This is a genomic window from Kribbella sp. NPDC031520 (assembly GCF_055580825.1).
The window spans coordinates 103,840-127,722 of record NZ_JBVIKS010000008.1 but is presented as its reverse complement, the minus strand read 5'-3'; the positions used below and the strand labels follow the sequence as shown (position 1 = coordinate 127,722).

The window sequence follows — 23,883 nt, the reverse complement described above, 5'->3', positions numbered from 1 at the left end:
CCACTCGTGATCGACACGCACGAGCTGACACGCCGCGCCGGGTCCCAACGCGAAGTCACCTTCACGGCGCCGGCGCCGGCAGATCTCGGAATCGACGTGATCGGCGTCCCCGAAGGCGATCCGATCCAGTTCGATCTACGGCTGGAATCGGTGGTCGAAGGGGTGCTCGTCACCGGAACGGCCAGTGGCCGGCTGGTCGGGGAGTGCGCGCGGTGCCTGGTCGATATCGAGGACGAGTTCCTCGCTGACGTCCAGGAACTGTACGTCTACCCGGAGAGCGACGCCGAGCCGGACGAGGCCAGCCGGATGGAGGGCGATCTGATCGACCTCGAGCCGGTGCTGAGGGACCAGGTGGTGCTCGCACTGCCGTTCCAGCCGCTGTGTACGGACGACTGTCCGGGTCTGTGCCCCGAGTGCGGGGTACGCCTGGCGGACGAGCCCGGCCACACGCACGAGGAACGGATCGACCCCCGCTGGGCCGCCCTCGGCAACCTGCGCGAGCAGGACGAGCAGAACAACTAGATTCACCAACCAACTGGCGGGTCCGACCAGCCTGTGAAACCGAGGAGTCCGTAACCGTGGCCGTTCCGAAGCGGAAGATGTCGCGCAGCAACACCCGCAGCCGTCGGGCCCAGTGGAAGACCACTGCCCCGTCGCTGGTGACCTGCGTGAACCCCGCCTGCCGCGCGAAGCACCTGCAGCACACCGTCTGCCCGAACTGCGGCCAGTACGGCGCCAAGGGCGAGCGTCGCCAGGTCGTCGAGAGCTAAACGGCACCAGTCAGTGAATTCTTCGGTCAACGAAACGGGGCTCTACGCCGAGCTGAATCAGCGGCTCGGCGTATCGCTGGCTGACAATTTGCTGGAGCACGCCTTCACCCACCGCTCGTACGCGTACGAGAACGGTGGGCTGCCGACGAACGAGCGGCTGGAGTTCCTCGGGGACTCCGTGCTCGGCGTCATCGTCACGGAGTCGCTGTTCCGGAACCACCCGGACCTGAGTGAGGGCCGCTTGGCCAAGCTCCGGGCCGCGGTGGTCAACATGCGTGCGCTCGCGGGGGTCGCCCGCGAGCTCAAGCTCGGCAAGTACCTGCGGCTCGGCCGCGGCGAAGAGGCCACCGGTGGTCGGGACAAGTCCTCGATCCTCGCCGACTGCGTCGAGGCGCTGATCGGCGCCGTCTACCTGGACCGCGGCTTCGAGGTCGCGGGTGGGGTGGTGCACCGGCTGTTCGACGAGCTGATGGAGTCGTCGGCCCGGCTCGGCGCCGGCCTGGACTGGAAGACGTCGCTGCAGGAGCTGGTCGCCCAGCTCGGTGTCGGCGTCCCGGAGTACGTGATCGCGGAGTCCGGGCCGGACCACGCGAAGACGTTCGAGGCGCGGGTCCGGATCGGGGCCGACACCTACGGGCACGGCATCGGCCGGAGCAAGAAGGAAGCCGAGCAGCAGGCCGCCGAGACCGCCTGGAAGGCCCTGCGCGCCGCGCATCCGGACAGCGTGGATCCTTCCCAGCAGCCCTGAGGTGCCTGAGCTTCCTGAGGTAGAAGTTGTCCGGCGGGGTCTGGCCGAGTTCCTCACCGGACGGACCGTCGAGACCGTCGAGGTACTGCACCCCCGCCCGGTACGGCGGCACGCCGCCGGGCCGGAGGACTTCGTGTCCCGGCTCAAGGGCCAGGTGTTCGCCGAGCCTGCCCGGCGCGGGAAGTACCTGTGGCTGCCGCTCACGTCCGGTGACGCCGTGCTGACGCACCTCGGGATGAGCGGCCAGTTCCGGGTCCAGCCGGTCGGCGCGCCGGACGAGCCGCATCTCCGGGTCCGGTTCCGCTTTGCGGACGACCTCGGAGAGGTCCGTTTTGTGGACCAGCGGATGTTCGGTGGTCTGTCGTACTCCGAGGGCGGCGCGGAGCTGCCCGCCGAGATCGCGCACATCGCCCGCGACCCGTTCGATCCTCTGTTCGATCCGGACGAGGTGGTCACCAAGCTCCGGCGCCGGCGGACCGGCCTCAAACGGGCGTTGCTGGACCAGACTGCGGTCAGCGGGATCGGCAACATCTACGCCGACGAGACGTTGTGGCGGGCCAAGCTGCACTACGCCCGGGCCACAGAAACGCTGAAACCCTTACAGATAAGGGGAATCCTCGGCCACGCCCACGACGTGATGGCCGAGGCCCTGAACGTTGGTGGCACCAGCTTCGACGCGCTGTACGTCAACGTGAACGGCGAATCCGGGTACTTCGAGCGCGGCCTCAACGTCTACGGGCAGGAGGGATCGCCGTGTCCGCGGGACGGCCGGCCGATCCGTCGCGAGCCGTTCATGAACCGTTCTTCGTACCGCTGCCCGAAATGTCAGCCCGTCCCACGGCATGTTCGCTGGTGAACCGAGGTATCGTTAACAAATGTGGCCCAGGTTGACCCGTCGGCCCCGCCGGTGTCACCCTGAAAGACGGCACAACTTTTCGGCGCTCCCGTATGACCAGACAGCGGAGCGCGCCCGGCCAGAACCCTTCCGGAGGACAGCACAATGGCCAAGGCTCTTCTAGGGCATCTTGGAGGCACTGACCCGCGCATGCTGGAGCAGGTTCGTCTGCTCAACCGGCGTGTCGCCGATCTGGAGGCGCACGTGATGCGGCTCCAGGCTGAGAACGACCACCTGGTGGCTCAGATCCACGAGGGTCGGTTGCTCACCGTCGACGAGGCTCTGCGCACCCCAGCCTCGGTCTGACGCACAAGAGGTACATCTTTACCGTCTGCACAAAACACGGCGGTGGCCCCCGTCCGGGCCTCCGCCGGTTGTATGTTCACCGAATGTTGTGCTCCCAGAGCTTTCGCCGGCCATCCCTGAACGGCTCTGAACGGCTCGGCCTCCGCGGGATCGCAGGGATCTCTTTGTAGACTGCGAAGCGGAACACCTTCCCCCGGGTAGCGGCAGCGTGACGAACAGCTACGGCGGTTCCTTAGGTACCGTCTGTCCTTTCACGGGTTGGAGACCTTCGCCTTGTACCTGAAGAGCATGACGCTCCGGGGTTTCAAGTCGTTCGCGTCCGCGACGACGATGAACTTCGAACCAGGCATCACCTGCATCGTCGGACCCAACGGCTCCGGCAAGTCGAACGTCGTCGACGCACTGGCCTGGGTGATGGGTGAGCAGGGCGCGAAGTCGCTGCGTGGCGGCAAGATGGAGGACGTCATCTTCGCCGGCACCTCCGGGCGCTCGCCGCTCGGCCGCGCCGAGGTCGTCCTCTCCATCGACAACACCGACGGCGCGCTGCCGATCGAGTACGCCGAGGTGACGATCAGCCGGACGATGTTCCGCAACGGCGGGTCCGACTACCAGATCAACGGCCAGAACTGCCGGCTGCTCGACGTCCAGGAGCTGCTCAGCGACTCCGGTATCGGCCGCGAGATGCACGTCATCGTCGGCCAGGGTCAGCTGGACTCGATCCTGCGGGCCACGCCGGAAGGCCGCCGCGGGTTCGTCGAGGAGGCGGCCGGCGTCCTGAAGCACCGCAAACGCAAGGAAAAGGCGATCCGGAAGCTGGAGGCCACCGAGGGCAACCTGCACCGGCTCGGCGACCTGATCACCGAGATCCGCCGCCAGCTGAAGCCGCTCGGGCGCCAGGCGGAGGTGGCGCGCCGGGCGGTGACGATCCAGGCCGAGGTCCGGGACGGCCGCGCCCGGCTGCTCGCCGACGACATCGTCCAGGCCCAGTCCGCGCTGGAGGCCGAGCTGCGCGACGAGGCCCTGCTGACCGAACGCCGTACCGAGATCGAGACCAAGCTGCGCGAGGCCCGGGAGCTGGAGGCGGAGCTGGAGGACGCGCTCCGCGAGGACGCCCCGGCGCTGCAGGCCGCCCAGGACACCTGGTACCAGCTGTCCGGCTTCGGGGAGAAGATCAAGGGGACGGCGCGGATCGCGGCGGACCGGATCCGTTCGCTGAACGACGAGGCCGAGGAGCCGCGGCCGGGCCGCGACCCGGAGGAGCTTGAGCTGGAGGCGGCCCGGGTGCGCGAGACCGAGGCGCAGATCGAGGCCGAGGTCGAGGCACATTCGGAGCTGCTCGCCGAGTCCGTCGAGCGGCGCCAGCAGTTGGAGGCGCAGGAGGCCGAGGAGGAGCGCCGGATCTCCGCGCTGATCCGGGCCGCCGCCGACCGCCGCGAGGGCCTGGCCCGGCTGACCGGCCAGGTGAACGCGCTGAAGAGCCGCGCGGCCGCCGCCGAGTCCGAGATCGGCCGGCTGGCGACCAACCGCCGCGAGGCGGAGGAGCGGGCGGCGAAGGCGCAGCACGACTTCACCGCGCTGGAGACCCAGGTGGCCGGCCTGGACGCCGGTGAAAGGGGCCTCGACGAGGAGTACGAGGCGGCGCAGGCCGTTCTCGACGAGCTGGATGAGCGGCTCACCAAGCTGCGGGCCGAGGAGCGCGACGCCGAGCGTGAGCGCACCGGTCTGGCCGCGCGGAAGGAAGCCCTCGAGCTCGGCCTGAACCGCAAGGACGGCGCCGGCGCGCTGCTGGCCGCGTCCGAGCAGATCAACGGCCTGATGGGGTCGGTCGCGGCGCTGCTGAGCGTCCGCCCCGGGTACGAGACCGCCATCGCGGCCGCGCTCGGCGAGGCTGCGGACGCGGTCGCCGTCACCCACACCGACGCGGCGCTGCACGCGGTCGGCCACCTCAAGGAGCACGACCTCGGCCGCGCCGGGATGCTGCTCGGCGACGCCCCGGCCGACGACTACGCGATGTGGCCGGTGCTGCCGTACGGCGCCTCGTACGCCGTGGATGTCGTCGAATGCCCCGAGACGCTGCGGCCCGCGCTGCGCCGGCTGCTGCGCAAGGTCGCGGTCGTCGACGACGTGAACGCGGCGCGATCGCTGCTCCGGAACCTGCCCGACGTCACGTGTACGACGCGGGTGGGCGACGTACTGGGGGCGCACTTCGCGTACGGCGGGTCGGACGCGGCGCCGAGCCTGATCGAGGTGCAGTCCGCGGTCGACGAGGCGGCGGAGAAGCTCACCGAGGCGACGGCGCGGAGCGAGCGGCTGCGGTTCGAGCTGCAGGCGATGGAGGACGAGCGCGCCCGGCAGAAGGAGTCCGTCGAGATCACGCTGGCCCGGCTGCACGAGTCGGACGCGTCGATGGCGGCCGTGGCCGAACAGCTCGGGCACTTCGGCTCGCTGGCGAAGGCGTCGCGTGGTGAGGCCGAGCGGATGGCCGAGGCGATCGCGGCGGCCGAGGCGGAGCGGGACAAGAACCTGTCCGGCCTGGCCGAGCTGGAAGAGCGGCTGATGGACGCCGAGGCGTTCGACGAGGAGGGCGACGAGCCCGACACCTCGGAACGCGACCGGCTGGCCGAGGCGGCCAAGGCGGGGCGGGCGGCCGAGATGGAGGCGCGGCTGGCGCTGCGGACCACCGAGGAGCGGGCGCGGGCGCTGTCCGGCCGCGCGGACTCGCTGGAGCGGGCGGCGCGGCAGGAGCGGGAGGCGCGGGCGCGGTCGATCGCGCGGGCGGCTCGGCGGGCGCGGCAGGCCGAGGCGGCGAACGCCGTACACCTGGCGGCTGGTCACGTGCTGGCGCGGCTGGAGTCCTCGTTGCAGCTGGCGGCGTCCGAGCGGGCCGCGATCCAGGCGCAGCGGGCGGACCGGGAGCAGGCGCTCGCGCAGGCGCGGTCCGCGACCCGGAACCTGAGCTCCGAGCTGGAGCAGCTGACCAACACCGTGCACCGGGACGCGCTGGCGCGCGCCGAGCAGAAGATGCGGCTCGAGGCGTTGTACGAGAAGGCGCTGGGCGAGCTCGGCATCGAGGTCGACGCGCTGGTCGCGGAGTACGGACCTGACCAGCTGGTGCCGCCGCTGCCCAAGGACGGCGAGGACCCGGCCGAGCTCGAGAGTGAGCCGTTCAACCGGACCAAGGTCGAGAAGCGGCTGAAGCAGGCCGAGCGGGCGCTGAACCAGCTCGGCAAGATCAACCCGCTGGCGCTCGAGGAGTTCGAGGCGATGGAGGAGCGGCACCGCTTCCTGTCCGAGCAGCTCGACGACCTGAAGAAGTCCCGCCGCGACCTGATGGACATCGTCAAGGAGGTCGACGAGCGGGTCGAGCAGGTCTTCACCGAGGCGTACCGGGACGTCGAGATCGCGTTCGAGCACGTCTTCAGCCGGCTGTTCCCCGGCGGTGAGGGCCGCCTGGTGCTGACCGACCCGTCCGACATGCTCGCCACCGGTATCGACGTCGAGGCCCGCCCGCCGGGCAAGAAGGTCAAGCGCCTCTCCCTGCTCTCCGGCGGTGAGCGCTCACTGGTCGCGGTCGCCTTCCTGGTCGCCCTGTTCAAGGCCCGCCCGTCGCCGTTCTACATCCTCGACGAGGTGGAAGCCGCCCTCGACGACACCAACCTCGGCCGCCTCCTGGAGATCTACGAAGAACTCCGCGAGAACAGCCAGCTCCTGGTCATCACCCACCAGAAGCGCACCATGGAGGTAGCCGACGCCCTCTACGGCGTCACCATGCGCGGCGACGGCGTCTCCGCCGTAATCTCCCAACGAATCCGCGAACCCGAACCTGTCTAGCCGCACCCGCCGCCCCCACGCCGCCCCTCAACGCCGCCCACCGGGACACGGTCAAGCCCAACTTTGAGAAGCCACCAACCAGGCACGGGTGCGCAGAATGGTTGGTGGCTTCTCAAAGTTGTCACGATCGAGCCAGGCTGAGGCTGCTCGGGCCGGTGTCGGCGGCGATGTCAGGCGGTGATCGTCATCGAGGCGAGTGTGTCGGCTCTGACGGCGAAGGTGAAGTGGGAGGGGCCGTTGAAGCCGTTGCCGCCTACTTGGGTGCGGATGGTCAGGGGGTTGCCGGGGGTGGTTACCTCGGTGTTGGTGAAGGTGGCTTGTTTGCCGATCAGCTCGTTCGTGCTCCAGGTGCGGATCTGGTCCGGGCCGCGGAACTCGCGGCCCCAGTCGTCGACGTAGCCGTCGGCGGCGAAGGCCGCGATGAAGGCGTCGTTGTCGAGGGCGTCGATGGCGTCGATGGCGTCCAGGGCACGCTGGACGGCCGGGGGGATCTCCTGGCTCATGTTTCCGACGATAGTTGAACCGATCGGGCGCTCCGTACGTGTGTCGGGTGATGTCGCTCGACCGAGGAGGCTGTCATGAAGCGTGCGGCCAGCGTGATGGGTGTGGTGGTGCTGGGCCTGGCCGGCTTGACTGCCTGCGGTGGCGGGAACGGCTACGGCTCAGGGTCGAGTTCGGCACCGGCACCGGCCGCGTCCGGTGGTACGGCGAAGCTCGCGACCGCGACCGTCGGCGACCTCGGCAAGGTTGTTGTCGATGGCAATGGACGGACGGTCTACGTGTTCGACAAGGACAGCAAGGGCAAGTCCACCTGCGAAGGTGGCTGTCTGGCCCAGTGGCCGGCGGTGGCGGCCGGGTCCGGTTCTCCGCAGCTGACCGGTATCGACGCCTCGCTGGTCAGTTCGATCACCAGGTCGGACGGCAGCAAGCAGCTGGCCATCAACGGCTTGCCGCTGTACCTGTTCGCGCAGGACACCCAGGCCGGCCAGGCCAAGGGCCAGGCGTTCGGCGGCGTGTGGTGGGCGGTTGGTGCGGACGGTAAGAAGGTCACCACCCAGTCCGGTGACTCCGGTAATGGCAACGGTTACTGATCGGACCTGTGCCGTCGTGGTGTCGGTGCGCGCAGATCCCGGTATCGTGCGGTCGGTGGGTGAGACCCCGGGGCGGCGCGACGCCGAGACCTTGATTCGCGCGCTGTACGCCGAGCACGGGCGCAGCCTGCTCGCGTACGCGACCCGCCTGACCGGCGACCGGGCCGCGGCCGAGGACGTCGTACAGGAGACGCTGCTGCGGGCGTGGAAACACGCCGACGACCTGGCCACCGGGAAGGGGTCGGTGCGGGGCTGGTTGCTGACCGTCGCGCGGAACCTGGTCACCGACCGCGCCCGGGCCCGGGCGGCCCGCCCGGCCGAGGTGGCCGACGTAGTGGACCGGCCACCGATCGAGCTGGACCACTCCGAGTCCGTGGTGAACACCATGGTGGTGATGGCGGCGCTGGACCAGGTGTCGCCCGAGCACCGTGAAGTACTGGTGCAGCTGTACTACCGCGGCCGGTCCGTGGCAGAGGCTGCGAAGGAGCTGGGTGTTCCGCCCGGTACCGTGAAATCGCGTTCGTACTACGCCCTCCGAGCTCTGCGCGCGGTGTTGGCAGAGAAGTCCGAGGAGGAGGTGTCCCATGAGTGAGCATGACCGTACGCAGCTGGGCGCCTATGTCCTGGGTGCGCTGGAGCCGGCTGACGTAGCCGAGGTCGAGGAGCACCTGGCCACCTGTGCGGAGTGCAGGGCGGAGGTCGCCGAGCTGGCCGAGCTGAGGGACCTGCTGGGAGAGGTGCCGCCAGAGGCCTTCCTGGACGGACCGCCGGAGGACGGCGAGCTGATGCTGCAGCGGACGCTGCGTGCGGTCCGCTCCGAGCCCGCAGAGCCCTCAGAGTCCTCAGCGCCTCCTGTCAAGCGCCGTTCGAGGTGGCTGTTGATAGCCGCTGCGGCCGTCGTTGTCGCCGGCGCGCTAGGCGGTGGCGTCGTACTAGGACGGTCGACAGTTCCCAACGACGACCTGCCGGTCGCAGGGTCCAAGCAGGTCAGCACCGTGGACACCAACACCGGTACGCGGATGACAGCGACTGTGGAGCCAAGGCCGGGCTGGAGCTGGGTACAGGTCCAGCTGAGCGGTCTTCAGGCCGGAGACCAGTGCGAGATGGTCGTTACCAACAACGACGGGTACACGTGGGTCGCGGGTAGCTGGCAGGTGTCGGAGAAGGCCGCGAAGAACGGGAGCACGTTCGGCGGCGGCGTACTGATCCCGCTGAACGAGGTGCGTTCTGTGGAGATCAGAACGGTGCAGGGAAAGCATCTGGTCACAGCCACCATCTGAACGGGGTTGCAGGACAGGAGAGGATGGAGCTGTGGCTACTACCTCCGAGGACCTGCGAGAGCGTCGGAAGAACGCGGCGGACCACTGCGAGCGCTGGCTGTCCAACCGGCGGCTGCCGGCAGCTGACCGGTTGCGGCAGCTCGCGGAGGCGGTCACCGACGACCAGGTAGATGTCTACGGCAACGGTGGCGAGGTAGCCGCACTGGAGCAGGAGGTGGCCGAGCTACTCGGCAAGCCGGCTGCAGTGTTCCTCCCGACCGGCATCATGGCCCAGCAGGCAGTACTACGGGTGTACGCGGATCGCGCGGGCACCGGCCGGGTCGCAGTACACGGGCTGGCCCACCTGCTCGTCCACGAGCTGAACGCCCTGGAAGAGGTACACCACCTCCGCATCGAGCGGTTGACGTCGGAGCCGCGCCAGCCGCGCCCGGACGAGCTGGCCGCGATCCCCGGCAAGCTGGCCGCGGTGACGCTGGAGCTGCCGTTGCGCGACGCCGGCTTCGTACTGCCGACGTGGGACGAGCTCGTCGTTTTCTCCGACTCGTGCGCCAAGCGCGGCGTACCGCTGCACCTCGACGGCGCCCGCCTCTGGGAGAGCACGCCGTACCTCGGCCACAGCCTCGCGGAGATCGGTGCGCTGGCGTCGACCGTGTACGTGTCGTTCTACAAGATCCTCGGCGGTATCAGCGGTGCCGCCCTCGCGGGACCCGAGGACGTGATCGCCGAGGTACGCCGGTGGCAGCGCCGGTTCGGCGGCAACCTGTTCTCGCTCTTCCCGTACGCCGTGTCGGCGCGGAACGGCCTGCGGACCGTGCTTCCGCTGATGGACGACCTGCACCAGCGGGCCGTCGAGGTCGCGATGTCCTTGCAGAGCGAGGGATTCCGGGTCTTCCCGGAGCCGCCGCAGACGAACTCGTTCCGGGTCTACGCGCCGCGCGCGGCCGAGGCGATCGAGCTGGCCGCGGTCGAGCGGATGGAACGGACCCGTGAGTCGTTGTGCGGTCCGTGGATGCAGGCCGACGTACCGGGGTGGTCGTGGGTCGAGTTCGTGACGACGCCGGCGACGCTCGATTGGCAGGTCGACGAAATCGTCAAGGCGTTCGGGGAACTTCTGCCGCGCTGAGCACGTCAGCACTGTGTCAGGTGTGGGGATCCGGGGAGAGAAGTGCTGACATTCGTCGTCACCATGGTTGTTCTGTTGGTTCTGTCGGGGCTCGTGCTCCTGGCCGTCGCACGGGGCGAGGGTAAACATTTCGGCTAGTCGAGTTAGCTGACCGCGTCAACGATGGCTTTCACGATCGGGGCCGCGACGGTGATCGTGGGCAGGATGAGCAGTGCGGCCGCGCTCGCGTAGGTGACGGCGGACAAGGCACGCTCGTTGCCGGCGGGGCCTGCCAAGCGTTCGACCCGCAGCACCGTGGCGGACTTGGCTGCGGCCAGTGCCGCCTCCGGCGCGGGTGCTCCCGCCAGCGCGACCAGTGCGCGCGCGAGAGGTCGTGCTCCGTTGCGGCGGCGGGCGTCGTCGTCTGCGAGCAGCTCCACCAGCGTGCGTGCCTGCTCGAGCGCTACGTCGCTCCGCACCCAGCGGGGGAACGCGTGGTGCAGTGCGGTGAACTCCTCGAGTACGAGGTCGTGTCGTGCGCGTAGGTGGGCCTGCTCGTGTGCCAGCACTGCCTTGAGCTCGCTGTCGTCCAGGCGGTCCAGTGCGCCGACAGAGACGACCACGCGGGCTCCACGCAAAGCAGGTAGGCAGTACGCCAGCGGTGTCTCCTCGGCCAGTACGCGCAGCCCTGGGATCAGCCCGTCCGGTGTGGCCAGTACGTCGACCAGATCGCGGTGCCGCTTGCGCCGGGCGCGCGTGCCGACTGCGACGCGTCCTTCGGCCCACAGCAGCCGTACGACGACCAGGGCGACCATGGCGAGGATCAGTGCGGCCAGCAGGTCCCGCGGCGACGACGGGTCGAACCGCGGCTGACCGGGCCGTCCGGCGATCCAGTACGACAAGGAGATGCCTGCTCCGAGTGCAGCGAGTACTGCGGCCAGCGCGATTGCCTGCCAGAGGATGACCGCGGCACGAGGGACCCGGTACGGCCAGTTGGAACGTGCCAGCAGAGCCGGAGCCGGGCCGGTGAGTACCAGCGCCAGGACGGCCAGCAGGACCGGGGGAGTCACCCCTGCTCGTCCAACCGGGACAGAGCGTCGCGGAGCAGAGCAGCCTCTTCCTCGGTGACCTGGCCCACGAAACGGACCAGGGCCTCGCGGCGGTCACCGGCACGGTCCAGGGCGTCCCGCATGAGGTCTGCGGCGAGTTCCTCGCGTGGTGCGGCGGCGCGGTAGCGCCAGGCCTTGCCGTCGCGCTCGCGCTCGGTCAGCTTCTTCTTCGCCAGCCGGTCCAGCACGGTCATCACGGTGGTGTACGCGAGCTCGCGCGTACGGGACAGCTGCTCGTGCACCTCACGCACGGTCAGCGCGGCCGTGGCCGCCCAGAGCTGTTCCATCACCAGGCGTTCCAGGTCACCCAGTGGGCGCGGTCCCTTCTCCTCACTCGCCACGTGGCCAGTATAACTACAGGTCGTAGTAGATGTGCGCTACCATCTACTACGTAACGTCGTAGATGGGCTGGGAGGCCTTCCGATGGACACCCTGGACCTGGCGCGGTGGCAGTTCGCGATCACCACCGTGTACCACTTCTTCTTCGTGCCGGTGACGATCTCGCTGGTCGCGATCACGGCCGGCCTGCAGACGGCGTGGTACCGGACCGGGAAGGAGAAGTACCTCCGGCTGACGAAGTTCTACGGGAAGCTGTTCCTGATCAACATCGCGATGGGCGTGGTCACCGGCCTGGTGCAGGAGTTCCAGTTCGGGATGAACTGGAGCGACTACTCGCGGTTCGTCGGGGACGTGTTCGGTGCGCCGCTGGCGCTCGAGGGTCTGCTCGCGTTCTTCCTCGAGTCGACGTTCATCGGCCTGTGGATCTTCGGCTGGGAACGGCTGCCCAAGCTGGTCCACCTCGGGTGCATCTGGATGGTCGTGCTGGGTACGCAGCTGTCGGCGTACTTCATCCTGGCCGCCAACTCCTGGATGCAGCACCCGGTCGGCTTCCGCTACAACGCTTCCCGTGGCCGCGCGGAGCTCACTGATCTGTGGGCGGTGCTGACCAACAAGGTGGTACTCGTCACCTACCCGCACACGATCTTCGCGGCGTTCATGGTCGGCGGCGCCTTCGTGGCCGGTGTCGCCTTGTGGCATCTACTCCGTCGTCCCGACGTCGACAAGGACGTGTTCCGGTCGGCGCTGAAGATCGGCGCGTCCGTCGTACTGGTGGCCAGCGTCGGTGTCGCGATCAGCGGTGACCTGCAGGGCAAGGTGATGACCGAGGTGCAGCCGATGAAGATGGCGGCGGCCGAGGCGCTGTACGAGACCGAGAAGCCGGCGTCGTTCTCGGTCTTCACCGTCGGCACGCTCGACGGGTCGAAGGAGATCTTCTCGATCAAGGTGCCGTACCTGCTGTCGTTCCTGGCCACCGGGCACTTCGGCGGCGAGGTGAAGGGCGTCAACTCTCTGCAGGACGCGTACGAACAGCTGTACGGTCCGGGATCGTACAAACCGAACATCCCGCTGGCGTACTGGACCTTCCGGCTGATGATCGGCGTCGGGATGCTGTCCGCCGCGATCGCGCTGTGGCTGCTCTGGACGACCCGCCGCGGCCGGGCGCCGGCCCACTGGCTGATCTGGGTGGTGGCCCCGCTCCCGCTGCTCCCGCTGATCGCGAACACCTTCGGGTGGATCTTCACCGAGACCGGGCGGCAACCCTGGCTGGTGTTCGGGTTGTTGCCGACGGCATCGGGTGTCTCGCCGGGCACGACCGGCGCCGAGGTGATCACCTCGCTGGTCGGGTTCACCGCGCTGTACGGCGCGCTCGCGGTGGTCGAGACCAAGCTGATGCTGCGCACGATCCGGGGCGGTCTGGCGGGGACGGACGCGCCGCCGGATCCCTCGCCGGATCAGCCCGAGAAACCACCGTCGTTCGCGTACTGAGGAGCTGCTCGAGATGGAACTGACCACTGTGTGGTTCATCGCGATCGCGATGCTGTGGACCGGGTACTTCGTGCTCGAGGGCTTCGACTTCGGCGTCGGCATGCTGTACCGCGTGCTGGGCCGGAACGAGACGGAGCGGCGGGCCGCGATCGAGACCATCGGGCCGGTCTGGGACGGCAACGAGGTGTGGCTGATCATGGCCGGCGCGGCGACGTTCGCGGCGTTCCCGGAGTGGTACGCGACGCTGTTCAGTGGGTTCTACCTGCCGCTGTTCTTCATCCTGGTCGGGCTGATCGTGCGTGGCGTCGCGCTGGAGTACCGCGGCAAACGGGACGATCCGGTCTGGCGGTCGCGGATGGACCTCATGATCGTGGTCGGGTCGGTACTGCCGGCACTGCTCTGGGGCGTTGCCTTCGGCAACATCGTGCGCGGCGTACCGCTGGATGCAGGGCACGAGTACGTCGGCAGCTTCGGGACGTTGCTGAACCCGTTCGCGCTGCTCGGCGGGCTGACGTTCGTTGCGGTCTTCGTCACGCACGGCGCGATCTTCCTGGCGCTGCGGACCACCGATGACCTGCGGGTCCGCGCGAACCGGCTCGCCACTCGTACGGGAGCGGTCGCGGCGGTTCTCACGATCGCGTTCCTGGTCTGGGCACAGGCGCTGCGGGGTGACACGGTGTCGGTGGTGCTGACCGTCGCTGCGATCGTCGCCTTCGCCGGCGGGCTGGTCGCGAACGTACTGCGGCGTGAGGGCTGGGCCTTCATCGGCACGACGGTCGCGATCGGACTGGCCGTGGTGTCGTTGTTCGTCGCGCTCTTCCCGGACGTGATGCCGTCGACGCTTCCAGGCACTTCCCTCACCGCAGTCGACGCGGCCTCGTCGCCGTACACGCTCAAGGCGATGACGATCATCACGGCGATCTTCCTGCCGCTGGTCCTGCTGTACCAGGGCTGGACGTACTGGGTGTTCCGTAAGCGGGTGGTGGCCGCGTGAAGCCCCTCGACCCGCGACTGCTGCGGCGTGCACGTGGTGCCCGGGTGTTCCTGGTCGCGTCTGTGGTGATCGGTGTCGTCAGCGGCGTGCTGATCATCGTGCAGGCGGTGCTGCTCGCGCATGGCATCGCGGGCGTCGTACTGCGTGGCAGTGGGGTCGGTGCGGTCGCGTGGGGTCTGGGTGCTGTGGTGGTTGGGCGGGCTTTGCTGGTGTGGGCGCAGGAGGTGGTCGCGCAGCGTGCTGCGGCCGCGGTGAAGTCGACGCTGCGCCGGCAGGTGCTGGAGCACTCGTTGAAGCTCGGGCCGGTGTGGCTGAGCGGTGAACGCAGTAGTGCGCTCACGGCCCTGCTGACCAAGGGCCTGGACGATCTTGACCCGTACTTCGCCCGCTACCTGCCGCAGCTCGTGCTGGCGTCCACCGTGCCCGCTGGGGTGATCGGGTGGATGGCTACTGGTGACCTGATCGCTGCGGGGACCGTACTGGTCACGTTGCCGTTGATCCCGATCTTCATGGTGCTGATCGGGTGGGTGACTCAAGCCCGCAGTCGGCGTCGGCAGCATGCGCTGGCGGTGCTGGCGCATCACTTTGCGGATGTGGTCGGTGGACTGACCACGCTGAAGCTGTTCGGTCGCGCCAAGGCGCAGGAGTCCTCCGTACGTCGCGTGACCGATCAGCACCGGGCTGCGTCGATGGGGAGCTTGCGGGTCGCGTTCTTGTCGTCGTTCGCTCTGGAGTTGCTGGCCAGCTTGTCGGTGGCGCTGGTTGCGGTCGGGGTTGGCCTGCGGCTGGTGGATGGGAAGCTGGGGCTGGAGACGGCGTTGATGGTGCTGATCCTGGCGCCGGAGGCTTACCTGCCGTTGCGGCAGGTCGGGATGCAGTTCCATGCGAGCGCGGACGGGGTGGCGGCGAGCGAAGAGGTTTTCCGCGTACTGGAGACGCCGCTGCCGGTGCGGGGGGAGCGTTCGGACGTACCTGATCTGCGGGTGACGCCGTTGCAGCTGTACGACGTGACGGTGACGTACCCGGGCCGCTCTGAGCCGGCCCTCGACTCCTTCGACCTGGAGCTCCATCCCGGCGAGGTAGTCGCCCTTACCGGCCCGAGCGGCGCCGGAAAGTCAACCGTCCTCTCCGTCCTGCATGGCTTCGTCACCCCCGACCGCGGGGTCGTCGTGGCGGGCGGGAGCGCCGCCGACGAGTTCGACCCGGTCGAGTGGCGCCGCCAGTTCGCCTGGGTCCCGCAGACTCCTGGCCTCCGCCTGGGCACGGTCGCCGACAACGTCCGCCTAGGCCGTCCCGACGCCACCGACGCCGAAGTCCACCGGGCGCTGGTGACCGCCGGTGCCGCCGACCTACCGCTCGACAAGCCGGTGGGCGAGCAGGGCCAACAACTCTCTGGAGGCCAGCAACGCCGCGTAGCCCTCGCCCGAGCCCTCCTCACCGAGGCCCCAGTCCTGTTGCTCGACGAACCCACCGCCGGCCTGGACGCCGAAACAGAAGCCGCAGTAATCCACGGCCTACGCTCCACCGGCAAAACGATCCTGATGGTCGCCCACCGCCCAGCGCTGATAGCCGCCGCTGACCGCACAGTCACCGTAGAAGCAAGAGAGCTGGTAAACGCATGAACCTGGGGTGGGAGTTGGCTCGGCCGCGTGGTGGTGTTGGGTGGCGGCTGGTGTTGGCTCTGGTGCTTGGGGTGGCAGCTGCTGGGGCCTCGGTTGGGTTGTTGGCTACCTCGGCTTGGTTGATTACGGCGGCTTCGGCTCAGCCTCCTGTGTTGTTGTTGATGGTGCCGATTGTGGCTGTGCGGGCGTTCGGGGTGGGGCGTGGTGTTTTCCGGTACGTCGAGCGGCTGGTGGGGCATGACGCGGCTTATCGCGTGCTGGGGGAGACCCGGGGACGGATCACCGGGCGGCTGGAGAAGCTTGCGCCGCTGAGCGGCCAGCGGAAGGGGGATCTGCTGGCGCGGTTGGTGCTGGATGTGGATGCGGTACTGGACCTGTGGCTGCGGGTGCTTCTGCCTGTGGCGGTTGCTACGGTCACCGCGGCGGCGACAGTAGGTCTGCTGGCGCTGCTGCTACCGGCAGCCGGTGCAGCGGTCGCCCTGGCAGTTCTCGTGGCCTGCACCGTCGTACCGTGGCTCACCGCCCGCACCGCCCACCACGCCGAGCGAACCCTCGCCGGCGCCCGTGGAGACGTAGCAGCCGCCACGACTGAGACCCTGCTCACCGCAGCCGACGTACTGGCCTACAACGCGGTCGACACCGTCCTACAAGACTTCACAGACCGCGACGCCCGCCTAGCCGCCGCAGAACGCCGATCCGCTTGGAGCGCCGGCCTCGGCAGCGCCCTCCTAGTACTGTGCGTCGGCGGCGCCAGCGTCGCAGCCCTCGTCCTCGGCAGTACGGTGAACATCACCGGCGCCGTCTTCGCCGTACTCGTCCTCACTCCGCTGGCCCTGGCCGACGTACTCGGTGGCATCCCCGCAGCCGCCCAGCTGGCCATCCGCGTACGAGCCTCCCTGGCCCGGGTCCAAGAACTCATCGACGCCCCACAACCAGTAACCGAGCCGGACTACCCGCTCTCGCTCCCACCCGGCCGCGACCTCCACGTGAACCTGCTACGGGTCGGGTACGACGACACAGACGTGCTAGACGGCCTCAGCCTCGACCTGCCCGCCGGGAGCCGGGTAGTGATCACCGGCCCGAGCGGCTCGGGCAAGAGCACCCTGGCAGCCGTACTGCTCCGTTTCCTCGAGCCCCGCGGCGGAGAGGTGCTCCTGGACGGCGTAGACCTCTCCAAGCTCGACGGCGACCAGGTGCGCTCAGTAGTAGGCCTGCTGACCCAGGAGAGCCACGTCTTCGACACGACCATCCGCGAGAACCTCCTCCTCGCCAGGCCAGGCGTGAGCGACCTACAGCTCTGGAAGGCCCTCTACCGCGCCCGCCTGGGAATCTTCGTCGAGAACCTGCCCGACGGCCTCGACACGATGGTCGGCGAGCACGGCGCCCGCCTGTCGGGCGGGGAACGTCAGCGGCTCGCGTTCGCCCGCCTCCTGCTGGCCGAGCGCGACGTCCTCGTCCTGGACGAGCCCACCGAGCATCTGGACGAGGAGACCGGCCGCGCCCTGCTGGCCGACCTGTTCGCAGCTGCCGGCGATCGGACGGTGGTCCTGCTCACCCACCGCCACGAGCTGGTACCCCCTCACGTACCGCGACAGCATGTTTGCCTGACGTGACGAATGCGTGCGGCGGGCCGGGCGTCTGTCAAGATGGGGAACCGTGTTGATCCCACAGCTCATCTCGATGCTCCTCCCGATGCTGACCGACCAGGCGTTGATCACGATCGTGGTCGTGATCGCGGTCGTCCTGGTCGTCGGTACCACCGGCCTGGTCGTCGCCCGCAGGCGCCGCGGAGAGTTGCCGTCGGCCACCAAGCCGGCGGTCGAGGCCCCGGAGGCCACTGAGCCGAAGGTCGGTGACGACGCCGAGGAGCCGCGCGACACACCGACCCGCACGCTCGAGGACACCGAGCTGCCGGAAGCGACGACGACGCTCGAGAAGCCCGAGTCCGCACAGGGCCGTCTGGTCCGGCTGCGCGCCCGCCTGGCCCGTTCGCAGGGCTCGCTCGGCAAGGGCCTGCTTGCGCTGCTGTCCCGGGACAAGCTCGACGACGAGGCCTGGGAGGACATCGAGACCACGCTGATCACCGCGGACGTCGGTGTGGCGCCTACGCAGGAGCTGGTCGAGAAGCTGCGCACCCGGATGCGTGTCGAGGGTGTCGGCGCCGCCCAGGCCAGGGAGATCCTCCGCGAGGAGCTGGTGAGCCTGGTCGACCCGTCGATGGACCGGTCGCTGAACGCGAGCCGCAAGAACGGTCAGCCCGCCGTCGTCCTGATGGTCGGCGTGAACGGTACCGGCAAGACCACCACCGTCGGGCGCCTGGCCCGGGTGCTGATCGCCGAGGACAAACACGTCGTCCTCGGTGCCGCCGACACCTTCCGTGCGGCCGCCGCCGACCAGTTGCAGACCTGGGGTGAGCGAGTCGGTGCCCGTACGGTGCGGGGTCCGGAGGGCGGCGACCCGGCCAGCATCGCGTTCGACGCGGTCAAGGAAGGCATCGAGGAGGAGGCGGACGTCGTACTCGTCGACACCGCCGGCCGCCTGCACACCAAGACCGGTCTGATGGACGAGCTCGGCAAGGTGAAGCGGGTGATCGAGAAGACCGCCGAGGTGGACGAGGTCCTGCTGGTCATCGACGCCACCACCGGTCAGAACGGCCTCACCCAGGCCCGGGTGTTCGCGGAGGTCATCAACGTCACGGGCCTGGTGCTGACCAAGCTGGACGGTACGGCGAAGGGCGGCATCGTGATCGCCGTCCAGCGGGAACTCGGCGTACCGGTGAAGCTGGTCGGCCTCGGCGAGGGCCCCGACGACCTGGCCCCGTTCGACCCCGAGCAGTTCGTCGACGCCCTGCTGGACTGATGTAGAGAACCGGCCAGCGGCTCCGTCTCCGGGTAGAACAACACCCGTACCTAGGAGGACCTGATGACGAAGTTCATGCTGCTGATGAACATGGACGGCGGGAACTGCGACGTCCCGATGCTGGAGTGGGACAAGGCCGACATGGACGCCCACCTGAAGCACCTGGGCGACAGCATCGAGCGCCTGCGGCAGAGTGGTGAACTGGTCGAGGTGAACGGGCTGACCTGGCCCAAGCACGCCAAGGTGGTGCGGGCGAACGGCGTGAGCGCGCCGGTGCTCACCGACGGTCCGTACGCCGAGTCCAAGGAAGTGCTGGCCGGTTACACGTTGATCGACGTGGAGTCGGAGGAGCGGGCGCTGGAGATCGCGGCGGAGCAGTCCAGCGCTCCCGGGCCGGGCGGCGTACCGCTGGAGCAACCGATCGAAGTACGCCGGCTGATGGATTCGGATGGCGATCTCCAAGACTTCTGACGGAGGATTCGAGGACCTGCTGCGGGAGCTGACGCCGCAGGTCGTCGGTGCCGTCGTGCGCTGGTCCGGTGACTTCGCCGCGGCCGAGGACGCCGTACAGGAGGCCCTGCTCGCGGCCGCGACCACCTGGCCGCGGGACGGCCGTCCTGACAACCCGAAGGCCTGGCTGATCCAGACGGCCTCGAGACGCTTCATCGACGAGGTACGGCAGCAGCAGGCCAGGCGGCGCCGTGAAGAACGCGCAGCGCTCCGCGAGGTTCCGCTGGGAGAGGTGGAGGAGTACGACGACACCCTCCGGCTGCTGTTCCTCTGCTGCCACCCCGAGCTGACCCCGGCGTCAGCGATCGCGCTGACGCTGAGAGCCGTCGGCGGGCTCACCACCGCCGAGATCGCCACGGCGTACCTCGTACCGGAGGCGACGATGGCGCAGCGGATCAGCCGCGCCAAGTCGAAGCTCAAAGGCGCCAGCTTCGAGCTGGACGCTGACCCGGACCGGCTGCGCAACGTGCTGCACGTGCTCTACCTGATGTTCAACGAGGGCTACACCAGCTCCAGCGGGCCTGAGCTGCACCGTAGCGACCTGTCGAGTGAGGCGATCCGCCTGACGCGCGCCGTACACGCTCAGCTGCCTGAGGACGGCCAGGTGACCGGCCTGCTTGCCCTGATGCTGCTGACCGACGCCAGGCGCGCAGCACGGACTGGTAAGGGCGGGGAGCTCATCCCGCTGGCTGAGCAGGACCGGTCGCTGTGGAACCACGAGTACATCACCGAAGGTGTGGAGCTCGCGGTCGAGGCGTTCGACACGCCACCGCTGGGGGAGTACCAGCTGCAGGCGGCGATCGCCGCGCTGCACGACGAGGTGGACCGGGCCGAGGAGACCGACTGGCCGCAGATCCTCGCGCTGTACGGCCTGCTGGAGAACCTGTCGGGCAACCCGATGGTGAAGCTCAACCGGGCGATCGCCGCCGCGATGGTCGACGGTCCTGACGCCGGCCTGAAGCTGCTCGAACCGCTGGACGCCGAACTGGCCGGGCACTACCGCCTGGACGCCACCCGCGGCCACCTGTACGAGATGCTGGGCGACCGCGGGACCGCCGCGGAACACTTCCGCGCGGCGGCCCGCGGTACGACGAGCCTGCCGGAACGTGACTACCTGATGGCGAAGGCCGCCTCGCTCAGCTAGGCGTACTGCGAGAACGCCGTCGCGACGTCGTCGTCCGTTGCCAACAGCAACCGAAGTAGGACGCGCGCCTTGTACGGATCGAGGAACCCGCCGTCGATCAGCCCGCGCTGCAACAGATCGGCCTCCGAGCCGGGGGAGTGGTACGTGTTGCGTACGACGGAACCCGCGCCGGTGCGTGACGTCAGCACGACCGGGATCCGCGTGGCCAGCTCACCGAGCACCGGAGCGAGCGCGGCCGGCACGTGGCCGACGCCGTACCCGGCTACGACCAGGCCCTGGTGTGTGTCGGCAAGCCCCTGAAGCAGCAGGCCGTCGTCGTCCAGTGTGACGGTGTAGAGCGCCACGTGAACGCGGTCGAGCTCAGTGGGTTCAGCGCTGCCCTGTACGCCGTCCAGCCGCTGCGGGCGGGTAAGAACCCGCACCTGGTCCTCGACGACGTGTCCGATCGGCCCGGTGTTCGGTGACGCGAACGTCGCCGTACTCGTGCTGTGTGTCTTGCGGACCCAGCGCGCTGCGTGGATCTCCTCCTTGAAGACGACCAGTGCGCCGAGGTCACGTGCCGCAGGGGAGCAGGCGACGCGTAGAGCGGCCAGGAGGTTCGCGGGGCCGTCAGGGCCGGCCAGGGTCGGGTTGCGCATCGCCCCTGTGAACACAAGCGGTTGCGGGTGCGGCCAGACCAGGTCGCCGAGGAAGGCGCTCTCTTCGAGTGTGTCGGTGCCCTGCGTGACCACTGCCCCGGCCGCGCCGGCCGCCACGGCCTTGGAGGCAGCGTCGACGACCTCCAGCAGCTTCGCTGCGGTCAGGTTGGCGCTGGGGACCTTCTCGATGTCCTGGATCTCCACCTGGTGCCCGAGGTCGGGCAGCCCAGGCATGGCTGCGGTGAGGTCGTCACCGGTCAGCCGACGGTTGCCGGCCATCGAGATCGTCCCGCCCAAGGTGAACAACGCGACGCTCACTGAATGTCTCCTGTCATTTGGTGCGTGCTCTGACGTGCAGCCGCTCCCCCTGCGGGCCGAACAGACATAGCACCTCGGCCGGTCCAGGACCCGGGTTGGAGAACCAGTGCGGCACCCGGCAATCGAACTCGGCCACCTCACCCTCGTTGACGACGAAGTCCTGATCGCCCAGCTTGAGCCGGATCCGGCCCGACAGCACGTAGAACCAGTCGTAGCCCTCGTGGGTCTTCTGCTCGATGTCGTTGCCCGGGTAGCCCTCCGGGAGGATCTGCTTGATCGCCTGCAGCCCACCCGGCCGCCGGCTGAGCGGGATGAGGATCGCGCCGTGCCGTTTGATCGGCTTCGGGTAGATCCGCGGGTCGCCCGTCGGCGGCGCGTCCACCAGCTCGTCCAGCTGCACCTGGTGCGCCCGCGCCAGCGGCAGGAGCAGCTCCAGCGTCGGCCTGCGCTGCCCGGACTCCAGGCGGGACAGAGTGCTCACCGAGATCCCGGTGGCGTCGGACAGTTGCGACAGTGTCGTACCGCGCTCGAGGCGAAGCGCCCGTAGCCGCGGTCCGACCGACTCGAGAACATCCTCGTCGTTTGCCATACCGGCAACATTACTTGTCGAAAGTGAAAACCACCACGCACTCTCGGATCATGACCTTTCAGACGAAGTACGACGTGATCGTGATCGGCGGCGGTGCGGCCGGGCTGAGCGGGGCGCTGGCGCTGGCCCGGTCGCGCCGGTCGGTGCTGGTCATCGACGACGGCATGCCCCGGAACGCACCCGCCGACGGAGTGCACAACTTCCTCACCCGGGACGGTGTACCGCCCGCCGAGATCTACGCCCTCGGCCGCCAGGAGGTGCAGGGGTACGGCGGTGAGTTCGCAGACGGCACCGTGACGGCCGCGCGGCGTGACGACGACGGTTTCGTGGTGGAGCTCGCAGACGGTACGCCGTACCGCAGCAGGCGGCTGCTGATCACCACAGGGCTCACAGACGTGTTGCCCGACGTACCTGGGCTGGCTGAACGCTGGGGGAAGGACGTAGTGCACTGCCCGTACTGCCACGGCTGGGAGGTGAAGGACCAGGCCATCGGCGTACTGGCGACCAGCCCGATGGCGATGCACCAAGTGCTGCTCTTCCGGCAGCTGAGCGACGACGTGACGCTGTTCCTGCACACTGCACCGGAGCCGACCGACGAGCAGTGGGAGCAGCTGGCTGCGCGTGGAATCGCTGTAGTACAAGGCAAAGTCGAGCAGGTGGAAGTGGCCGACGGCAGGATCACCGGCGTACGGCTGGAGGGTGGCACGGTCGTCCCGCGACAGGCCCTGGCGATTCAAACGACTGTTCGCGCCCGTGCCGGGTTCTTGGCCGACCTGGGTCTGGAAACGACCATGGTCGAGGCCAACGGGGTAGAGGTCGGTACTGCGATCCAGGTCGACGCCATGGGCGCTACCGAAGTCCCCGGCGTGTTCGCGGCCGGCAACGTCAGCAATCCGATGGCACAGGTGTTGCCGTCCGCTGCGGCCGGTCTGATGACCGCGGCCGGTATCAACTTCGACCTGATCAACGAAGAGACGCGTCTGGCTGTAGCAGCGCGCAGTAGTTGAGGAGTTGAATAGCCCCGGGAGGTCGGATGCGCGACACGGTCGACCCGGATTTCGCCTCGTTCGTCGATGCACGACAGGCCAGATGGTTACGTACGACGTACCTCGTGTACGGCGACCTGCAACGAGCCGAAGCTGCACTGCTGCACGCCTTCACACAGCTCTCGATGCGCTGGCCGCGGGTGGACGACCCGGACGTCTTCGTGCAGCGCCTGCTCTACCAGCCCGTTCTGAGGCCGTGGAACCGTACGAAGCCGTTCGTCGGCGAGGAGGATCAGGTGAAGCTCGCACTGGCCGCGCTGACGCCCGCACAGCGCACGGTGTTCGTACTGCTGCACCTGGAGGAGCTGACCGAGTTCGAGATCGCGGACCTGCTCGGGATGTCGCATACCGCCGTACACGCCCACGGCCTGAGCGCACTCGGACGCTTCCGTACGGCGCTGGGTGCGGGAAACTGGCGGGACGCTCGATGAGACGTGAGGACGTGCCACCGCTGCTGTTGCAGGCGGGCGACGACTTGCCGGAGCCTGATCTGGCGGACGCTGCTTGGGCCGGGGGCCTGAGGACACGGCAGCGCCGGCGCAGGGCGGTGATGTACTCCGTACTGCTGGTGATCGTCGCGTTGATCGTGGTGTCGATCGTGATCGAGGCCGGCTAGGTCCGGGCCGGCCCGATCGAGGGCGGTCAGCTGTCCGTCGAGTTGTCCGTTGGCATGTCCAGGTCCAGAACTGCCCGCAGGGTGACGTCGACCAGGCTGTCGGCGTCCTCGACCGGTGGCATCGGCTGCCCGGTCAGTGCCCGGATCACGAACACCCCGGCCAGCCACTCCACCATCAACACCGGATCCGCGGTGTCCTTGATCGGTTCGCCCCGCTCCCGGGCGCGTTCCAGCGCTTCCCGGGTCAGTTCGATCCGGCGTTCCAGTACCGCTCGGTAGACGGCGGCCGACCTCTCGTCGCGGTTCGCCTCCGAGACCGCGAGCCGGATCATCGCCCGGCCGCGCTCACTGTTCGCGAAGGCCAGTGCGACCCGGTAGACCTGGCGCAGGTCACCGGCGATCGAACCGGTGTCGGCGTCCGGGATCTCCAGATCGAACAGGTCGGCCATCGCGTCGTTGGCGAGCAGCTCCTTGCTGGCCCACCGCCGGTAGATCGTCGCCTTGCCGACCCCCGCGGCCTCGGCGACGTCGTCCACCGTCATTCCGTCGAATCCCCGCTCCAGCAGCAGTTGCACGGCATACCTGCGG

General features: G+C 68.7%; 26 protein-coding genes. 20 read left to right on the top strand and 6 right to left on the bottom strand.

All coding sequences use genetic code 11. From position 1 onward, the window contains the following. Positions 1–6: 6 nt before the first annotated feature. The 6 genes from ACZ5BU_RS34695 (at position 7) to smc (ending at position 6,550) form a co-directional block, all read left to right on the top strand. On the top strand, positions 7–522 hold the full coding sequence (locus tag ACZ5BU_RS34695; protein WP_465704904.1) for a YceD family protein: 516 nt from the start codon (positions 7–9) through the stop codon (positions 520–522). 56 nt (positions 523–578) lie between these two features. Then, complete coding sequence (rpmF, locus tag ACZ5BU_RS34690; RefSeq protein ID WP_130387616.1) at positions 579–770, top strand: 50S ribosomal protein L32; 192 nt, start codon at positions 579–581, stop codon at positions 768–770. Positions 771–783: 13 nt separating this feature from the next. After that, positions 784–1,518 carry a ribonuclease III gene (gene rnc / locus ACZ5BU_RS34685; RefSeq protein WP_465704902.1) on the top strand — a complete coding sequence of 245 codons (735 nt, stop codon included), beginning with the start codon at positions 784–786 and terminating at the stop codon, positions 1,516–1,518. Between the two features lies 1 nt (position 1,519). Then, positions 1,520–2,374, top strand: coding sequence for a bifunctional DNA-formamidopyrimidine glycosylase/DNA-(apurinic or apyrimidinic site) lyase (gene mutM, locus ACZ5BU_RS34680; protein WP_465704900.1), 855 nt, complete (start codon positions 1,520–1,522; stop codon positions 2,372–2,374). A 189-nt stretch (positions 2,375–2,563) separates the two neighbouring features. Then, positions 2,564–2,719 carry a hypothetical protein gene (locus ACZ5BU_RS34675; RefSeq protein ID WP_238151152.1) on the top strand — a complete coding sequence of 52 codons (156 nt, stop codon included), beginning with the start codon at positions 2,564–2,566 and terminating at the stop codon, positions 2,717–2,719. A 273-nt stretch (positions 2,720–2,992) separates the two neighbouring features. Then, positions 2,993–6,550, top strand: coding sequence for a chromosome segregation protein SMC (gene smc / locus ACZ5BU_RS34670; RefSeq protein ID WP_465705167.1), 3,558 nt, complete (start codon positions 2,993–2,995; stop codon positions 6,548–6,550). 170 nt (positions 6,551–6,720) lie between these two features. Here smc and ACZ5BU_RS34665 read toward each other — a convergent pair whose 3' ends face one another. Beyond that, positions 6,721–7,053 carry a nuclear transport factor 2 family protein gene (locus ACZ5BU_RS34665; RefSeq protein WP_465704897.1) on the bottom strand — a complete coding sequence of 111 codons (333 nt, stop codon included), beginning with the start codon at positions 7,051–7,053 and terminating at the stop codon, positions 6,721–6,723. A gap of 75 nt (positions 7,054–7,128) precedes the next feature. On the opposite strand from ACZ5BU_RS34665, the gene ACZ5BU_RS34660 reads away from it, so the two are divergent. The 4 genes from ACZ5BU_RS34660 to ACZ5BU_RS34645 are packed head-to-tail and all read left to right on the top strand — an operon-like array spanning position 7,129 to position 10,044. After that, on the top strand, positions 7,129–7,641 hold the full coding sequence (locus ACZ5BU_RS34660; protein ID WP_465704896.1) for a COG4315 family predicted lipoprotein: 513 nt from the start codon (positions 7,129–7,131) through the stop codon (positions 7,639–7,641). A gap of 55 nt (positions 7,642–7,696) precedes the next feature. Continuing rightward, complete coding sequence (locus ACZ5BU_RS34655; protein WP_465704894.1) at positions 7,697–8,233, top strand: sigma-70 family RNA polymerase sigma factor; 537 nt, start codon at positions 7,697–7,699, stop codon at positions 8,231–8,233. Next, complete coding sequence (locus tag ACZ5BU_RS34650; protein ID WP_465704892.1) at positions 8,226–8,921, top strand: anti-sigma factor family protein; 696 nt, start codon at positions 8,226–8,228, stop codon at positions 8,919–8,921. The genes ACZ5BU_RS34655 and ACZ5BU_RS34650 overlap by 8 nt, the downstream gene beginning before the upstream one ends. Before the next feature lie 31 nt (positions 8,922–8,952). Further along, on the top strand, positions 8,953–10,044 hold the full coding sequence (locus ACZ5BU_RS34645; protein WP_465704890.1) for a threonine aldolase family protein: 1,092 nt from the start codon (positions 8,953–8,955) through the stop codon (positions 10,042–10,044). A gap of 143 nt (positions 10,045–10,187) precedes the next feature. Here the strand turns inward: ACZ5BU_RS34645 and ACZ5BU_RS34640 are convergent, their stop codons facing one another. Both ACZ5BU_RS34640 and ACZ5BU_RS34635 read right to left on the bottom strand, forming a co-directional pair. Then, positions 10,188–11,093: a M56 family metallopeptidase gene (locus ACZ5BU_RS34640; protein ID WP_465704888.1), complete on the bottom strand. Its 906-nt coding sequence runs from the start codon at positions 11,091–11,093 to the stop codon at positions 10,188–10,190. Continuing rightward, positions 11,090–11,473, bottom strand: a complete 384-nt coding sequence (locus tag ACZ5BU_RS34635) for a BlaI/MecI/CopY family transcriptional regulator (RefSeq protein WP_465704886.1) — start codon at positions 11,471–11,473, stop codon at positions 11,090–11,092. The genes ACZ5BU_RS34640 and ACZ5BU_RS34635 overlap by 4 nt, the downstream gene beginning before the upstream one ends. Positions 11,474–11,555: 82 nt before the next feature. Here ACZ5BU_RS34635 and ACZ5BU_RS34630 point away from each other — a divergent pair, with 82 nt between their 5' ends. The 7 genes from ACZ5BU_RS34630 (at position 11,556) to ACZ5BU_RS34600 (ending at position 20,088) form a co-directional block, all read left to right on the top strand. Next, the gene (locus tag ACZ5BU_RS34630) at positions 11,556–12,959 is read left to right on the top strand and encodes a cytochrome ubiquinol oxidase subunit I (RefSeq protein ID WP_465704884.1); all 1,404 of its coding nucleotides are present in this window, start codon (positions 11,556–11,558) and stop codon (positions 12,957–12,959) included. A 13-nt stretch (positions 12,960–12,972) separates the two neighbouring features. Further along, positions 12,973–13,953, top strand: coding sequence for a cytochrome d ubiquinol oxidase subunit II (gene cydB / locus ACZ5BU_RS34625; protein ID WP_465704882.1), 981 nt, complete (start codon positions 12,973–12,975; stop codon positions 13,951–13,953). Beyond that, a complete protein-coding gene (gene cydD, locus ACZ5BU_RS34620) occupies positions 13,950–15,575 on the top strand; it encodes a thiol reductant ABC exporter subunit CydD (protein WP_465704880.1) in 1,626 nt (541 codons plus the stop codon). The genes cydB and cydD overlap by 4 nt, the downstream gene beginning before the upstream one ends. Then, the gene (cydC, locus tag ACZ5BU_RS34615) at positions 15,572–17,188 is read left to right on the top strand and encodes a thiol reductant ABC exporter subunit CydC (RefSeq protein WP_465704879.1); all 1,617 of its coding nucleotides are present in this window, start codon (positions 15,572–15,574) and stop codon (positions 17,186–17,188) included. Before cydD ends, cydC begins: the two co-directional genes overlap by 4 nt. Positions 17,189–17,267: 79 nt before the next feature. After that, the gene (ftsY, locus tag ACZ5BU_RS34610) at positions 17,268–18,434 is read left to right on the top strand and encodes a signal recognition particle-docking protein FtsY (RefSeq protein ID WP_465705165.1); all 1,167 of its coding nucleotides are present in this window, start codon (positions 17,268–17,270) and stop codon (positions 18,432–18,434) included. A gap of 63 nt (positions 18,435–18,497) precedes the next feature. Continuing rightward, positions 18,498–18,905 carry a YciI family protein gene (locus ACZ5BU_RS34605; protein WP_465704877.1) on the top strand — a complete coding sequence of 136 codons (408 nt, stop codon included), beginning with the start codon at positions 18,498–18,500 and terminating at the stop codon, positions 18,903–18,905. Then, positions 18,883–20,088: an RNA polymerase sigma factor gene (locus tag ACZ5BU_RS34600; RefSeq protein WP_465704875.1), complete on the top strand. Its 1,206-nt coding sequence runs from the start codon at positions 18,883–18,885 to the stop codon at positions 20,086–20,088. The genes ACZ5BU_RS34605 and ACZ5BU_RS34600 overlap by 23 nt, the downstream gene beginning before the upstream one ends. Here ACZ5BU_RS34600 and ACZ5BU_RS34595 read toward each other — a convergent pair. Both ACZ5BU_RS34595 and ACZ5BU_RS34590 read right to left on the bottom strand, forming a co-directional pair. Continuing rightward, the gene (locus ACZ5BU_RS34595) at positions 20,085–21,044 is read right to left on the bottom strand and encodes an asparaginase (RefSeq protein WP_465704873.1); all 960 of its coding nucleotides are present in this window, start codon (positions 21,042–21,044) and stop codon (positions 20,085–20,087) included. The two genes, ACZ5BU_RS34600 and ACZ5BU_RS34595, sit on opposite strands and share 4 nt — an antisense overlap. 13 nt (positions 21,045–21,057) lie before the next feature. Then, entirely contained in the window at positions 21,058–21,633 is a 576-nt protein-coding gene (locus ACZ5BU_RS34590; RefSeq protein ID WP_465704871.1) for an XRE family transcriptional regulator, read from the bottom strand. Positions 21,634–21,683: 50 nt separating this feature from the next. Between ACZ5BU_RS34590 and ACZ5BU_RS34585 the strand changes: the two genes are divergently transcribed. The 3 genes from ACZ5BU_RS34585 to ACZ5BU_RS34575 are packed head-to-tail and all read left to right on the top strand — an operon-like array spanning position 21,684 to position 23,295. Next, positions 21,684–22,640 (top strand): NAD(P)/FAD-dependent oxidoreductase, encoded by a 957-nt coding sequence (locus ACZ5BU_RS34585; RefSeq protein WP_465704869.1) that lies wholly within the window; start codon positions 21,684–21,686, stop codon positions 22,638–22,640. A 26-nt stretch (positions 22,641–22,666) separates the two neighbouring features. Beyond that, positions 22,667–23,110, top strand: a complete 444-nt coding sequence (locus ACZ5BU_RS34580) for an RNA polymerase sigma factor (RefSeq protein WP_465704867.1) — start codon at positions 22,667–22,669, stop codon at positions 23,108–23,110. Continuing rightward, positions 23,107–23,295, top strand: coding sequence for a hypothetical protein (locus ACZ5BU_RS34575; protein ID WP_465704865.1), 189 nt, complete (start codon positions 23,107–23,109; stop codon positions 23,293–23,295). The genes ACZ5BU_RS34580 and ACZ5BU_RS34575 overlap by 4 nt, the downstream gene beginning before the upstream one ends. A gap of 26 nt (positions 23,296–23,321) precedes the next feature. Here ACZ5BU_RS34575 and ACZ5BU_RS34570 read toward each other — a convergent pair whose 3' ends face one another. Beyond that, entirely contained in the window at positions 23,322–23,870 is a 549-nt protein-coding gene (locus tag ACZ5BU_RS34570; protein WP_465704863.1) for a TetR/AcrR family transcriptional regulator, read from the bottom strand. Positions 23,871–23,883 lie beyond the last annotated feature (13 nt).